Raw genomic sequence first — 14,214 nt, 5'->3', positions numbered from 1 at the left:
CCCACATATCCATTCACCCATAGGTTGATTGGATCGGGGATGCTGGTGGGCGGACAGATCGACAAAGAAAGCCTGACCTGGCGGGTGACACCTGACCTTCTGGGCATTCTGGATAAGACGGGTGTATTCACGCATACCAACCCGGCGTGGTTCAAGACTCTGGGGCGGCTGCCTGAAGATATCGAAAGCAGGTTGTTTTTCGACTTCATTCACCCGGATGACATCCCCAAAGCCGAACAGGCATTTGTGGACATCCAAAACGGCATGCCCATCCTTCAATTCGAGAACAGATACCGACACAAGGATGGCAGCTATCGCTGGCTCTCCTGGAACGCGGTGCCCGAAGACGACCTGTTTTTCTGTAATGCCCGGGATATCACAACCAGCAAGGAGAACGAGGCGAGGCTCAAAACCAAGGACGACGAAGCACGTTTGCGCGAGCAGTTCATCGCCGTTCTGGGCCATGATCTGCGCACACCCCTTGCCGCCGTCAGCGGCGCGATCTGGAGTGCGCTGCGACAGGAACAGACAGACAAATCCCGTAAGCTTCTGATGACCACGGAGGCATCGCTGAACCGAATGAGCGAGCTGATCTCGAACGTCATGGATTTTGCGCGGGCGCGACTGGGTGGAGATATCGGAATTGAGGTCAAGGAAATCGCAAACCTCACACCGGTGCTGGAGCAAGTGGTGCAGGAAATACGGCTGTCTCATCCCGGCGTGATCCTGATAGAAGATTATCATTTTTCGGATCAGCTTGAATGCGATACCGACAGGATCGGCCAACTGTTCTCCAATCTTTTATCCAATGCCGTTTTTCACGGCGACCAATATGAACCCATTCGCATCCGGGCATATGATGATGGCCAGGATTTTGTCCTGACCGTCACGAATTTCGGAAAGCAGATACCTGCACCGGCTCAGGAGAAGATGTTCGAACCGTTCTCCCGGGCGGAAGTACAAAAATCGCAAAACGGGCTGGGACTGGGGTTGTTCATCGCCAAACAGATTGCCCTGGAACACGGCGGAACACTGACTGCCAGTTCGGATGAAATCGAAACCACCTTCAGCCTCACCCTGCCTCGGCGCATGCACTGAGCTTCAGCAGGCGCAATGCGCATGCAAATTCCGGTTTGCATTTGCTGCGGTCTTCTTTATAGAGCGCCCGATACATGCGCGTGCAGCCCGCTCAGGCTAGAATCACCTCAGGACGATATTGTCCGGTCAGGGTTTGGCGTCGCGCCTTTGAAATTGAGACAACAAACCCGAGAAGGTCATTCACGCATGGCAAATTCGCCCCAAGCTAAAAAGCGCGCACGTCAGAACGAAGCGCGTTTCCAAGTCAACAAAGCACGTCGTTCACGCATCCGCACCTACCTGCGCAAAGTCGAAGAGGCGATTGCGTCCGGCGACAAGGATGCCGCATCCGCTGCATTGAAAGCTGCACAGCCGGAACTGATGCGCGGTGTGACAAAAGGTGTCTTCCACAAAAACACGGCAGCGCGCAAAGTTTCCCGCCTGTCTGCACGGGTTAAAGCTCTGGGTTGAGCCACCTTGTGATTCTACTCGAAAAAGGCGCCGCGAAATCGGCGCTTTTTTGCATTATTGAGACTCCTCTCCCCCCGGCCAGAGATTCTTTTTTGAAAATTCAGAGTCAAGAATGAAGTTCAGTTGCCGTGCCGCTCACGAACTTGCTACCAGTGTAGTGCGATTCATTTCGCCATGGGGGGACAGGCTCTGAAAGTTCAAGCCGCACTGCTGCGGTCATAAGAACATCAGGGACTGAGTGTTGCATAACATGCAATGCGTTCAGTCTGCGAACGTTGCCAATACAGCGTTTTGCCCTGTCAAAAAAAGTGCGGACGGTGTCGTCTGATTTGATGCGGAGCCTTGAGCGATCAGGGCGCTTGTCGGTCGGGCTTTGCCTAATCGTAGTCGAGCGGCAGTTAGCCATCTGTCTCCTTTTCGAAGGGACAGAGAAGCCACTTGTCGTCTGAAGATAAGAGGCGGCGCGGCCATCCAAAAATGGAGTTGCGTCTGAAATTGGAACGCTAGAGGGAAAACAGGTCAAACATGACTAAGGACAAATGGGGGCAGCTGAGGCAGCGGCTGCTGAAGACGGTAGGTCAAAACAACTATACTAACTGGATCGAACCAATTGAGTTTCGCGCAGCAGACGATGGGATCGCAACTTTTGATGTGCCCACGAACTTTCTCGGAAACTACGTCAATCAGAACTTCGCAGATTTGATTCTGCACGAATTGAAAACCGAAGACCCGACAGTGAAACGGTTGAAATTTGCGGTACCGGCGGTTGTCATGGCCGGTGAAGAGCCCGCAGAACCCGCACCCGTTGCCGCCCCCAAGGCAGCTCCAAAGCCTGCGTCTCGAAGCGCGCTTGCCACGGCGCCGCTCGACAAGCGTTTCACCTTTGACACCTTTGTGGTTGGCAAGCCGAACGAGCTGGCGCATGCGGCAGCGCGCCGTGTTGCCGAAGGCGGGCCAGTGACTTTCAACCCTCTGTTCCTCTATGGCGGTGTCGGCCTTGGCAAAACCCATTTGATGCACGCCATTGCCCATGAATTGCGTCAGCGGCGGCCTGATCTCAATGTTCTCTACCTCTCTGCCGAGCAGTTCATGTATCGGTTTGTCCAGGCTCTCCGTGATCGCAAGATGATGGATTTCAAGGAAATTTTCCGCTCGGTCGATGTTCTGATGGTCGATGACGTCCAGTTCATCGCCGGTAAGGACAGCACGCAGGAGGAGTTTTTCCACACTTTCAACGCGCTCGTCGATCAGAATAAGCAGATCATCATCTCCGCCGACCGCGCACCGGGTGAAATCAAAGACCTCGAAGATCGGGTGAAATCACGCCTGCAATGCGGCCTTGTCGTCGACCTGCATCCAACCGACTATGAGCTGCGCCTCGGCATTCTGCAAAGTAAGGTGGAACAGCAGCGGATCAACTATCCCGGGCTGGAGCTTGAGGCAGGTGTTCTGGAGTTTCTCGCCCACCGCATCTCGACAAATGTGCGGGTACTGGAGGGCGCTTTGACCCGGCTCTTTGCCTTCGCCTCCCTTGTCGGGCGTGAGATCAACATGGAATTGACGCAGGATTGCCTGTCGGATGTGTTGCGCGCCTCGGAGCGCAAGATCACGGTCGAAGAAATCCAGCGCAAAGTCTCCGACCACTATAACATCCGCCTGTCGGACATGATCGGCCCCAAACGCCTGCGCTCCTATGCGCGACCGCGTCAGGTGGCAATGTATCTGTGCAAGAAGATGACGAGCCGGTCACTGCCTGAAATCGGGCGTCGTTTCGGCGGACGCGATCACACCACGGTTATGCATGGTGTCAAACGCATCGAAGAACTGAAAACCCAGGACGGTCAGATCGCCGAAGATCTCGAACTGTTGCGCCGCGCGCTGGAAGAATAGTCACACTACCGACCTGTGGCCTCTCAATGGGGCCACAGGTCTTGACGCCTTGCCCGTATCCTAAGACAAACCAATAAAAGTCTTGTGAAGTCGGTGGAACCGGGTAATTTGCCTTTCCCGACTGGTGGGAAGGATAAAAACATCATGAAGATCAGCATCGAACGCGCAGCCCTGCTCAAAGCGGTGTCACAGGCCCAATCCGTTGTTGAGCGGCGCAACACAATTCCAATTCTCGCCAATGTGCTGATCGAGGCCGAAGGCAGCGATGTTTCCTTCCGGGCAACCGATCTCGACATTGAAGTTGTGGACAAGGCACCGGCTCAGGTGGAACGCGCAGGGGCCACTACCGTTGCGGCCACGACGCTGCACGAGATCGTCCGCAAGCTGCCAGATGGGGCCTTGGTCACGCTAACCGCCGATGGTGCAACCGGCCGATTGACGGTCGAGGCCGGTCGCTCGAACTTCTCGCTTGCGACACTGCCGAAAGAAGACTTCCCGGTCATGGCCTCGTCGGAATATGCATCGAATTTCTCTGCTGCGGCCCCGGTGCTGCGCCGGTTGTTTGACAAATCGAAGTTCGCCATCTCCACCGAAGAGACACGCTATTACCTGAATGGTGTCTACATGCACGTCTCCGACGCGGAAGGCGGCCAGGTTCTGCGCTGCGTGGCGACGGATGGGCACCGGTTGGCGCGGATTGATGCGGATTTGCCCGAAGGTGCTGCGGATATGCCGGGTGTGATCGTGCCCCGGAAAACGGTTGGGGAGTTGCGCAAGCTTCTCGAAGATGATGAGATGAAAATCGCGGTTTCTGTGTCCGAAACCAAGGTGCGTTTCGCCACGCCGGACATTACCCTGACCTCGAAAGTGATTGACGGCACCTTCCCTGATTACACGCGCGTCATCCCGCAAGGAAACACCCGCAAACTGGAAGTGGATGCCAGCGATTTTGCGCAAGCCGTGGACCGTGTTGCAACGGTGAGTTCTGAACGGTCCCGCGCGGTGAAACTGCAACTGGACGAAGACCGCCTCGTGCTCTCGGTCAACGCGCCGGACAGCGGTGCGGCGGAGGAAGAGCTGGCCGTCGCATATGGTGATGAGCGGTTGGAAATTGGGTTTAACGCCAAATACTTGCTGGAAATCGCCAGCCAGGTGGATCGTGAAAACGCGGTCTTCATGTTCAACTCCTCCGGCGATCCGACGTTGATGCGCGAAGGCAATGATCAATCGGCTGTCTATGTGGTCATGCCGATGCGCGTGTGACCTGCCCCGCCGCGTAAAACTCTCGAACGTAAGGTGATGTCGTGACACTGGCGCTGACATCTCTCACCCTGTCGCATTTTCGATCCCACAAAATTGGGCGAATGACATTGGATGCGCGTCCAGTGGCGCTTTTTGGATCGAATGGCGCAGGAAAGACCAATGTACTTGAGGCGGTGTCGCTTTTCTCTCCCGGGCGCGGTCTGCGGCGGTCCAGCGCGGAAGACATGACGCGGCGACCCGAAGCCCTGGGGTGGAAAGTTACCGGACTGCTACACTCCCTGCACCAGATGCATGAGATCGACATCTGGTCGGAGGAAGGGGCCGCACGTCAAATCAAGATTGACAGCAAGGCAGCGCCCCAGACGGCGCTTGGTCGCATTGCGCGGGTTTTGTGGCTGATCCCGGCGATGGACAGGCTGTGGATTGAAGGCGCAGAAGGACGCAGGCGATTTCTCGACCGCATGACGCTGAGCTTTGAGCCTACCCACGCAGAGGCTTCGCTCACCTATGAACGCGCCATGCGGGAGCGTAACCGCCTGCTGAAAGACATGGTCCGCGATCCGGCCTGGTACGGCGCTTTGGAGAACCAGATGGCGCAGGCGGGAACCGCGATCAACACCAACCGCTTGAACGCGCTTGCGCAGCTCGCAGAGGCGCAGAAAGGGGCCGCAACGGCGTTTCCGGCGGCGGATCTGACCCTCATTCATTCTGATGGGGATTTACCTGACACAGAGGATGATCTGCGGGCCGCACTTGCCGACAATCGGAACCGTGATCTGGCGGCTGGGCGCAGTCTCATCGGCCCGCATCGCGCTGATCTGACAGGCGTTTACAGCGCCAAGGGTGTGCCCGCGAAAGACTGCTCCACAGGTGAGCAAAAGGCACTTCTGGTCTCCTTGATCCTGGCCAATGCCCGCGCCCTGACACGTGATTTCGGCGCGCCACCCTTGCTGCTGCTGGACGAGGTTGCGGCCCATCTGGACGCAGACCGTCGTGCAGCACTTTATGATGAAATCGTTGCTCTCGGCGCGCAGGCCTGGATGACCGGCACAGGACCAGAGCTTTTCGACACACTGGGTTCCCGCGCGCAATATGTCGAGGTTCGCGAACAGAATGGCATTTCGGAGATCGTTCAAAAGTCATGACCATCACATTGGCCGATCTCCTGCTTTATTCCGGCGCGTTGGTAATCCTGTTTCTGACACCCGGCCCGGTTTGGCTCGCCCTGATGGCACGGGCTTTGTCTGGCGGGTTTCAGGCCGCCTGGCCACTCGCACTAGGGGTCGCACTCGGCGATATCCTGTGGCCTCTGGTCGCGATCCTGGGCATCTCCTGGATTCTGTCGATCTTTGATGTTTTCATGACCATTCTGCGCTGGGTCGCGTGTGGCGTTTTCATAGGCATGGGCGCGCTGCTCATCAAACATGCGCGGCAGGAAATCAGTACGGACAGTAGGCTCACCCGCCCGGGGCTCTGGCCCGGATTTATCGCAGGTATTGTCGCAATTCTGGGAAACCCCAAGGCCGTTTTGTTTTACATGGGTGTCCTGCCGGGCTTCTTTGATCTTCGCAATGTTTCTGCAATCGATATCTCTGCAATCATTGGCGTGTCGGTGGCGATACCAATGATCGGCAATCTCGTTCTGGCCGCTTGCGTCGGTCAGGTTCGCTCCATTGTGACCGCCCCCAGGACACTTGCCCGCATCAATATCACGTCGGGCTTGCTGCTGATTTTGGTCGGTGTGCTTATCCCCCTCATCTGACACAAAATATTGTGCCAATTGCGTGACATCCCGCGCCAAAAATCGTATAAAATCGCAAAAATACGAAGGTGTAGCGGCATGTCCGACAACGAGCAATCGCCAGAAGAATATGGCGCTAATTCCATCAAAGTTCTCAAAGGCTTAGAAGCAGTTCGAAAACGTCCGGGCATGTATATCGGGGACACGGATGATGGCTCCGGGCTGCACCATATGGTTTATGAGGTTGTCGACAACGGTATTGACGAGGCATTGGCCGGTCATGCGGACGCCGTCACCGTCACAATTCACGAGGATTCCTCTGTTTCAGTGAGCGACAACGGGCGTGGCATTCCAGTGGGCATCCACGAGGAAGAAGGGGTATCTGCCGCCGAAGTGATCATGACGCAGCTGCATGCCGGGGGTAAGTTCGACAGCAATTCCTACAAGGTCTCCGGCGGTCTGCACGGTGTCGGCGTATCAGTTGTGAACGCGCTCAGCGATTGGCTTGAACTGCGCATCTGGCGCGAGGGAAAAGAGCACGTCGCACGGTTTGAAGGCGGTTTTACCACCAAGCATCTTGAAATCGTGGGGCCGACCGACCGAACGGGCACCGAGGTTCGTTTCATGGCGTCGACAGGGACATTCTCCAATGTCGAATACTCCTTTGAGACATTGGAAAAGCGGTTGCGGGAACTGGCGTTCCTGAATTCCGGCGTCCGGATCATTCTGGTGGACGAGCGCCCGGCGGAACATCTGCGTTCGGAACTCTTTTATGATGGTGGCGTCAAGGAGTTTGTAAAGTACCTAGATCGGCACAAATCTTCGGTCATGCCAGAACCGATTTTCATTACCGGTGAGCGGGATGACATCGGCGTCGAAGTGGCGATGTGGTGGAATGACAGCTACCACGAAAACGTCCTGCCCTTTACCAACAACATCCCTCAGCGCGACGGCGGCACACACATGGCCGGTTTCCGGGGCGCTTTGACCCGCACGATCAACAACTATGCGCAATCTTCCGGGATCGCCAAGAAGGAGAAGGTGTCGTTCACCGGAGACGACGCGCGCGAAGGGCTGACTTGCGTGCTGTCCGTAAAGGTCCCGGACCCAAAGTTTTCCAGCCAGACCAAAGACAAGCTTGTCTCCAGCGAAGTGCGCCCGGCCGTCGAAGGGTTGGTGAACGAGAAATTGGCCGAATGGTTTGAAGAAAACCCCAACGAGGCCCGAATTGTCGTGTCCAAGATCATTGAAGCTGCGCAGGCGCGGGAAGCCGCGCGTAAAGCCCGTGAATTGACGCGTCGAAAAACGGCCATGGACGTGAATTTTCTCGCGGGCAAGCTCAAGGACTGCTCAGAAAAAGACCCTGCCAAAACCGAAGTTTTCCTCGTGGAAGGCGACTCAGCCGGCGGGTCAGCGCAAACCGGTCGGGACCGTCAAACACAGGCGATCCTGCCGCTGAAGGGTAAAATCCTGAACGTGGAGAGGGCCAGGTTTGACCGAATGCTCGGCAGTCAGGAAATTGGCAATCTGGTCATGGCCCTTGGCACCGGCATTGGCCGCGATGAATTCAATATCGAGAAACTGCGCTACCACAAGATTGTCATCATGACGGACGCCGACGTGGACGGCGCGCACATTCGCACGCTGCTTCTGACATTTTTCTACAGGCAGATGCCGGAGTTGATCGAACAGGGGCATCTCTTTATTGCACAGCCACCGCTCTACAAGGTGTCTCGCGGGAAATCTGAGGTTTACCTCAAGGATCAGGCCGCGATGGAAGAATACCTGATCAACCAAGGGATCGAAGGGGCCATGCTCAAACAGGGCAATGGTGAGGAAATCACCGGGCAGGATTTGATGCGCGTCGTCGATTTGGCCCGTCAGATGCGCCGTGTGTTGGACGCCTTTCCCACCCACTATCCACGTCACATATTGGAACAGGCTGCGATTGCCGGTGCTTTCGCGCCGGGCGTGGTTGATGCAGACCTGCAAGGAACCGCAGACAAGGTCGCAAACCGCCTGAACCTGATTGCCGCCGAATACGAACGTGGCTGGCAGGGGCGGATTACGCAGGATCATGGCATTCGGCTGGCGCGTATTCTGCGAGGTGTCGAAGAAGTGCGAACGCTGGATGGCCGTATCCTGCGGGGCGGTGAAGCCAAGCGCACTGGCAGCTTCACACAGAGCCTGCAGGAGGTTTACAATCTGCCTGCAACCCTGATCCGCAAAGACCGCATGCAGTCTATTCTCGGGCCAATGGACCTGTTGGATGCGATCCTGCAAGAGGGCGAGAAAGGGCTGTCATTGCAGCGCTACAAGGGCCTGGGTGAGATGAACCCAGATCAGCTATGGGAAACGACGCTGGACCCGGATGCACGCACACTTTTACAGGTGAAGGTGGATGACATGGCGGAAGCCGACGACCTCTTTACCAAGCTGATGGGCGATGTGGTCGAGCCTCGTCGGGAATTCATTCAGAAAAACGCCCTGAGTGTCGAGAATCTGGATTTCTAGATTATTCCTTTGAAATCAAGTTGATGAAACGCAAAGGAATAGATCTTAGTCGACAGCAGCGACCGCCGCGCGCCATGCTTCTGCGTAGCGCCGCATATTTTTGCTGTGTTTCGGCGTCTTCACACGTTTAACATCAAGAGCCCTCGTGGATTCTGAAAACAGCATAGCGGCGCCAATTGCCGTTCCGGTCTTTGCAGCGGCAGCGTAGGTGCTTTGCCCCGTTGCTGCAGCAAGCATTTCCAAGAACAGCTGGTTTTCGGCAAATGGCCCCTCCACGAAGTTATCGCCACGACCCCCGGAAATTTCCAGACATGTGGCCGTCATCATCGCCAGATACAATGCCAGGGCTGCCGCGCGGGTTGGCTCCCCAACAGCCGGTTCCACACCGACCCAGCGGGATTGCATGCCCTGATACGGGCCCGTGTCCGCTACAATTGCAGGCAACAGCATGATCTGATTTTCCAACACCTTGGTCAAAGCCGCGTCGGTCACCCCGGCAGGCTTGTCTCCTTGTCCGATGTCAAACTCTCGCCCACCCATGAACCTTACCGACGGCACAGCGTGCCCAAACGCGTTGACATTTAACAATGCGTCCCGCTTGGGGTCCGGGCGGACATCAGTGCCCCCGATGCTCATGACGATCACCCAGGTCCCTGTTGAAACAACATTGAAGGGTGGTTGGTGCCGAAGGACGTAGGGCAACAAAGAAGCGTTGGAATCGTGAATTCCGCAAGCCACAGGAACCCCCGGCCTCAGGCCTGCAAATTGCGCGATATCCGGCAACACCGTGCCCAAAACATCACCGGGTTTTCGAACGGGCGCGAGTTTTTCCCGAATGCCAAGCCTGTCCACCAGTTCAGACAAACAGCCCGACCTTGGTTCCCATAAATCCGTGTGACACCCCATGGAGGTCACATCGCTGGCGACAACGGCCGTCAGCCGGTGCCCCCAATATTGCGGGTAGGTCAGGATGCTGGCTGTTCGATCATGCAAACCAGCATCACGGGTAAACTGCCAATGCAATTGCGCGCCTACGTTCAATCCACCGGCAAGCCTGGGCGATCCGGTTTCCGCAAAAGCAGGACGCAGAGCCTCATATTCGGCGGCACTCTCTTCGGGACCGTCGTGTTCGTAGTCGAGAATGGGAGTTGCCAGCGACCCGTCTTCAGCGAGTAGTGCCGCACTGGCACCATGCGTCGTTACCGAAACCGCGTCGATCCCATGATCATCCTGCAACGTGGACAACGCCGACAGAATGAAACGCCAATGACCTTCGGTATCAAAATGTGGATAGGGCGGACCGGGTTTGACGATATTGGGCCGGGTGAGAACGGCCAGCTCCTCACGTTCCTCAAGATCGACAAGCGCCACTTTTACATTGGTTTTTCCAACATCAATGACCGCAATGTTGCGCGGCCCCGTCATGGCAAATGAAACAATCGCACGAGTGGCTGCGCAACCGGTTCATTATCCTCAGCAACCTCCATGATGTCGGACATATGCGCCCACCAGCGCTGCATGACCGGGTGGTTTGGCAATTCATCCATTGTGTGGTTCCGACGCCGCGTCAGGACGCCAATCAGCAGATCGCTTTCCGGGTCAAGCCAGATATCGTAGTCGCTGATACCCGCGTCATGCAGCAGGTCGACCAACTCTGGCCAGATCTCATCATGACGCCGCTTGTACTCTGCCTGCTTGCCAGGGTGCAGCCGCATGCGAAACACGTATCTTTCGCTCATGTTTTCCGCCTCTGCGACCATAGTCGCCATAATCTTGGTAAAGCGATGACCCCGATCAGCAACAGGCCAATGAAGATCGACATCACAATACCGGGCACATTCAAAAGGCCCAGTCCAAAGGTCACCAACCCCATCACGCAGGCCGCGATAACGACACCGGGAATACTGCCTGATCCCCCCAGAATATTAACCCCGCCCAGAACCACCATTGTGACCACCTCAAGTTCCATTCCTGTGGCAATGGAGGGACGCGTAGACCCGAGCCGCGACGTCAGACAGACAGCGGCCACGCCTGACATCAGTCCGGTCAGCAGAAACAGAATGAACTTGATCCGCTGTACCCTGATCCCGGAAAACATCGCTGCCGTGGGGTTGTTGCCAATGGCAAAAATCGCGCGGCCGAAATTCGTCTTGTGCAAGACAACGCCATACAGAAGCGCCAGAAGCGCAAAGAGCACCAATTCGAAACTGATGACCCAGAAAACGTATCCCTGCCCAAAATAGGCAAAAGAAGGTGGATATCCACGAAAGGCACCGTCACCCAGAATAATGTAGCTGATGCCGCGGAAAAGGCTCATGGTTCCGATTGTGACAACAATTGAGGGCAAGCCCAAAACCGTGACAAACACGGCATTGAACGCCCCGCACAACAGCCCCACCAGCAAGCCGATCAGTACCAGTTCTGATGTGCCGGCACCCCATTGCATCGCCAGTCCCATTGCCGTCGATGCAAGCGCAATGATCGAGGCAACCGACAAATCAATCTCGCCTGAGATGATCAGAAGCGCCATCGCAAAGGCAATCATGGCTTTTTCAGTGAAATTGAATGTGGCGTCCGACAGATTCCAGGCATTCAGGAAATACGGCGACGCAAAAGAATTCAGCACAAAGATACCAACCGCAACCAGCAGCAGCAGCGTTTCCCAACTGCGCAGTAATTGAGCGCCGCGCCCGGTCAGCCGGTCGGGAATATGACGGTCTGCAAGGCTCATGTGGTGGTTTCCGCTTCGCGCAGGATGATGCGGCCCTTGGACCGGCTTGACTGGGCGTTCAAGACCACGGCGACCAGAATAGCGCTACCGGAGATGGCCAGCTGCCAGAACGGAGAAATGTTCACGACCGGCAGGGCGTTTTTGACGATACCCAAAAACACGGCACCCAGAACCGCGCCACCTACCGAGCCAATGCCGCCGGCAATGGAAATACCGCCGATGACACAGGCCGCCACGACTTCGAGCTCAAACCCCCCGGCGATATCCACGTAAGCCACCGCATAACGGGCGACCCAAAGGTATCCAGTCAGCCCTGCGAGCGCGCCCGAGATGACAAAAGCGGCGCATTGCGTCCGGCCCACATTGATACCGGCATAAACGGCTGCGTGCGGGTTGCCGCCAACAGCAAAAAACGATCGCCCCAACGGCGTGCGGGACATCATCAAACCAATGATTGCGATACAAAAAAGGGCAATCCACGAAAGAACGGGCAACCCCAGAAAGAAAGCACGCGGGAAACCGGTAAAGGCTGGGCTCATCTCATGAGCATTCACCCATTTGCCATCTGACAGCAGGAAAATGATACCTCGGAATATCGTCATCGTGCCCAGAGTGACGACGATGGGCGGTATTTCCAATTTCCACACCAGCACGCCATTGATCAAGCCCATGACTGCGCCAAACGTGATCGCAATGGCAAGAATGAACGGCACGGGAAGTCCCGGAAAGGCTGTGTTCAACATGGCAACCGCCATGCCTGTCAGCGCAAGATTAGCGGCCACGGACAAATCGATACAGCGGGTGAGAATGACGGCCATCTGGCCCAAGGCCAGGATGATCAGCGGCGCCGTATCATTAAAGACATCACCCAGATTGGCAGGTGTGACAAACCCGGAAAAACGGCTGGCAATCAGGACCAGCATCAGCCCGATGGCCAATGACAAAATGCTCTCGCGCGATCTGATCCATCGTCCCGTCATGCGGCGGTTTCCACAATCCCGGAAGCATGGCGCACGAGTTCTTCCGGGGACAGATCGTCTCCCGAAAGCTCCGCCACGATGCGGCCCTCACGCATCACGATCACCCGATCCGACATGCCGATAATCTCGGGAATTTCTGAGCTTACCATGATGATCGACAGGCCCTGGGCTGCCAGTTCGGACATGAATTCATGAACCGCTGCCTTGGATCCGATGTCGATCCCCTTGGTGGGTTCATCCAGAATGATCACTTGGGGCCGTGTTGACAACCACTTGGCAATGACCACTTTTTGCTGATTCCCGCCTGACAGGTTTCCAACCTCCTGATCCAATGAGGCGGCCCGCAGGTCCAGCCGTTGGGTGTATTCGCGCGCCAGTTCGAATTCTTTGGTCATACGCAAGAATCCGTTCCGGGAGGTGTTGCCCAGCGATGGTAACGTCACGTTTTGAAAGATCGGCAGACCGATGATGGCTCCTTGTTTGCCGCGGTCCTCGGGGACATAGACAATACCATTGGCGATGGCATCCGCCGGGGATCGGATGGATTTTTCGGCGCCATTGATCCTTGTCGTGCCATGGGATGGCCTGGTGATGCCAAAGAGGGATTGCATAAATTCCGACCGCCCCGCGCCAACCAGACCGTAGAACCCAAGGATCTCGCCTTTGCGCAGCTTAAACCCGATGTCTGCAAATTCGGTTGGATGTGCATAGCCTGCAACTTCGAGCACGTCTTCCATGGGGTGCGGATCGCGTTTGGGGTAAATCTGATCCACGGCGCGTCCGACCATGAGCTGAACCAATTCCGCTTCCGTCACCTCCGAAATACGGCCCTCACCCACAAGTTCGCCGTCGCGAAATGCGGTGTAGTTGTCCGCAATGTGGAAAATCTCATCAAATTTATGGCTGATGAACAAGATCGCTTTGCCCTGGGCTTTCAGTTGTTCGATCAGTGCAAAAAGTTCGCGTATTTCCTTCTGGCTCAGAGCGGCCGTCGGTTCGTCCATGATCACGACCCGCGCGTCGATGGAGAGCGCGCGCGCAATGGCCACAAGATGTTTGCTCGCAATCCCGAGATCTCTGAGACGTGTAGACGGGTCGATCTGAGCACCGATTTCAGCCAAAAGCTCTGAAGCGCGGCGATGGGTCTCTGCGCGGTCAATCAATCCCCATGAGGTGAGCGGTGCATGTCCCAGGAATATATTCTCCGCGACCGACAGCTCATCGAACAGAACTGTTTCCTGATGAATGGCCGTGATGCCCGCCCGGGTTGCATCGTGCGCCGTGGCAAATCTGGTGACCTTGCCGCCAACCCGTATCACCCCGGCATCCGGTTTATAAATGCCGGTCAGAACCTTGACGGTCGTTGATTTCCCGGCACCGTTTTCACCAACAAGCGCCGTCACTTCACCCGGATAGAGGTTCAGCGTCACGTCAGATAATGCGCGAACACCGGGAAAGGTCTTTGTGATACCGTCCAGCGATACAACAGCGGCCCTGCTCATGAGAGTGCCCTTCAAGGATGCAAGAGTGGAAAGGGACATCGGCGC

At 56.2% G+C, this 14,214-nt stretch carries 12 protein-coding genes; 7 read left to right on the top strand and 5 right to left on the bottom strand.

Translation table 11 applies throughout. From position 1 onward, the window contains the following. The first annotated feature begins 39 nt into the window (after positions 1-39). From Q0802_RS08355 to gyrB, 7 genes are all read left to right on the top strand, one after another. On the top strand, positions 40-1,098 hold the full coding sequence (locus tag Q0802_RS08355; RefSeq protein ID WP_298916353.1) for a PAS domain-containing sensor histidine kinase: 1,059 nt from the start codon (positions 40-42) through the stop codon (positions 1,096-1,098). A 186-nt stretch (positions 1,099-1,284) separates the two neighbouring features. Continuing rightward, positions 1,285-1,548, top strand: coding sequence for a 30S ribosomal protein S20 (gene rpsT, locus Q0802_RS08350; protein WP_298916350.1), 264 nt, complete (start codon positions 1,285-1,287; stop codon positions 1,546-1,548). 525 nt (positions 1,549-2,073) lie between these two features. Continuing rightward, positions 2,074-3,438: a chromosomal replication initiator protein DnaA gene (gene dnaA, locus Q0802_RS08345; RefSeq protein WP_298916348.1), complete on the top strand. Its 1,365-nt coding sequence runs from the start codon at positions 2,074-2,076 to the stop codon at positions 3,436-3,438. A 144-nt stretch (positions 3,439-3,582) separates the two neighbouring features. Then, positions 3,583-4,701: a DNA polymerase III subunit beta gene (gene dnaN / locus Q0802_RS08340; RefSeq protein ID WP_298916345.1), complete on the top strand. Its 1,119-nt coding sequence runs from the start codon at positions 3,583-3,585 to the stop codon at positions 4,699-4,701. A gap of 41 nt (positions 4,702-4,742) precedes the next feature. Continuing rightward, positions 4,743-5,846, top strand: a complete 1,104-nt coding sequence (gene recF, locus Q0802_RS08335) for a DNA replication/repair protein RecF (RefSeq protein WP_298916338.1) — start codon at positions 4,743-4,745, stop codon at positions 5,844-5,846. Then, positions 5,843-6,463: a LysE family translocator gene (locus Q0802_RS08330; RefSeq protein ID WP_298916335.1), complete on the top strand. Its 621-nt coding sequence runs from the start codon at positions 5,843-5,845 to the stop codon at positions 6,461-6,463. The genes recF and Q0802_RS08330 overlap by 4 nt, the downstream gene beginning before the upstream one ends. Before the next feature lie 78 nt (positions 6,464-6,541). Beyond that, positions 6,542-8,956, top strand: a complete 2,415-nt coding sequence (gene gyrB / locus Q0802_RS08325) for a DNA topoisomerase (ATP-hydrolyzing) subunit B (RefSeq protein ID WP_298916332.1) — start codon at positions 6,542-6,544, stop codon at positions 8,954-8,956. A gap of 45 nt (positions 8,957-9,001) precedes the next feature. Here gyrB and Q0802_RS08320 read toward each other — a convergent pair whose 3' ends face one another. The 5 genes from Q0802_RS08320 to Q0802_RS08300 are packed head-to-tail and all read right to left on the bottom strand — an operon-like array spanning position 9,002 to position 14,169. Next, positions 9,002-10,381, bottom strand: a complete 1,380-nt coding sequence (locus Q0802_RS08320; protein ID WP_298916329.1) for an FGGY-family carbohydrate kinase — start codon at positions 10,379-10,381, stop codon at positions 9,002-9,004. Next, positions 10,378-10,695, bottom strand: a complete 318-nt coding sequence (locus Q0802_RS08315; protein ID WP_298916326.1) for an L-rhamnose mutarotase — start codon at positions 10,693-10,695, stop codon at positions 10,378-10,380. Before Q0802_RS08315 ends, Q0802_RS08320 begins: the two co-directional genes overlap by 4 nt. Continuing rightward, the gene (locus Q0802_RS08310) at positions 10,692-11,687 is read right to left on the bottom strand and encodes an ABC transporter permease (RefSeq protein WP_298916323.1); all 996 of its coding nucleotides are present in this window, start codon (positions 11,685-11,687) and stop codon (positions 10,692-10,694) included. Before Q0802_RS08310 ends, Q0802_RS08315 begins: the two co-directional genes overlap by 4 nt. Beyond that, on the bottom strand, positions 11,684-12,667 hold the full coding sequence (locus Q0802_RS08305; protein WP_298916320.1) for an ABC transporter permease: 984 nt from the start codon (positions 12,665-12,667) through the stop codon (positions 11,684-11,686). The genes Q0802_RS08310 and Q0802_RS08305 overlap by 4 nt, the downstream gene beginning before the upstream one ends. Next, positions 12,664-14,169, bottom strand: a complete 1,506-nt coding sequence (locus tag Q0802_RS08300; RefSeq protein ID WP_298916317.1) for a sugar ABC transporter ATP-binding protein — start codon at positions 14,167-14,169, stop codon at positions 12,664-12,666. Before Q0802_RS08300 ends, Q0802_RS08305 begins: the two co-directional genes overlap by 4 nt. Positions 14,170-14,214 lie beyond the last annotated feature (45 nt).

It is taken from the genome of uncultured Roseobacter sp. (genome assembly GCF_947495275.1).
In the GTDB taxonomy this organism is placed as follows: Bacteria; Pseudomonadota; Alphaproteobacteria; order Rhodobacterales; family Rhodobacteraceae; genus Roseobacter.
The sequence above is the reverse complement of the archived record's forward strand: the minus strand, read 5'-3'. Positions and strand labels throughout refer to the sequence as shown.

What these genes read in the sequence shown, in the direction of transcription:
- Q0802_RS08355 (WP_298916353.1), top strand. Translation starts at nt 40, where the DNA reads ATGCTGGTGGGCGGACAGATCGACAAAGAAAGCCTGACCTGGCGGGTG.
- rpsT (WP_298916350.1), top strand. Translation starts at nt 1,285, where the DNA reads ATGGCAAATTCGCCCCAAGCTAAAAAGCGCGCACGTCAGAACGAAGCG.
- dnaA (WP_298916348.1), top strand. Translation starts at nt 2,074, where the DNA reads ATGACTAAGGACAAATGGGGGCAGCTGAGGCAGCGGCTGCTGAAGACG.
- dnaN (WP_298916345.1), top strand. Translation starts at nt 3,583, where the DNA reads ATGAAGATCAGCATCGAACGCGCAGCCCTGCTCAAAGCGGTGTCACAG.
- Q0802_RS08330 (WP_298916335.1), top strand. Translation starts at nt 5,843, where the DNA reads ATGACCATCACATTGGCCGATCTCCTGCTTTATTCCGGCGCGTTGGTA.
- gyrB (WP_298916332.1), top strand. Translation starts at nt 6,542, where the DNA reads ATGTCCGACAACGAGCAATCGCCAGAAGAATATGGCGCTAATTCCATC.
- Q0802_RS08320 (WP_298916329.1), bottom strand. Translation starts at nt 10,381, where the DNA reads ATGACGGGGCCGCGCAACATTGCGGTCATTGATGTTGGAAAAACCAAT.
- Q0802_RS08315 (WP_298916326.1), bottom strand. Translation starts at nt 10,695, where the DNA reads ATGAGCGAAAGATACGTGTTTCGCATGCGGCTGCACCCTGGCAAGCAG.
- Q0802_RS08310 (WP_298916323.1), bottom strand. Translation starts at nt 11,687, where the DNA reads ATGAGCCTTGCAGACCGTCATATTCCCGACCGGCTGACCGGGCGCGGC.
- Q0802_RS08305 (WP_298916320.1), bottom strand. Translation starts at nt 12,667, where the DNA reads ATGACGGGACGATGGATCAGATCGCGCGAGAGCATTTTGTCATTGGCC.
- Q0802_RS08300 (WP_298916317.1), bottom strand. Translation starts at nt 14,169, where the DNA reads ATGAGCAGGGCCGCTGTTGTATCGCTGGACGGTATCACAAAGACCTTT.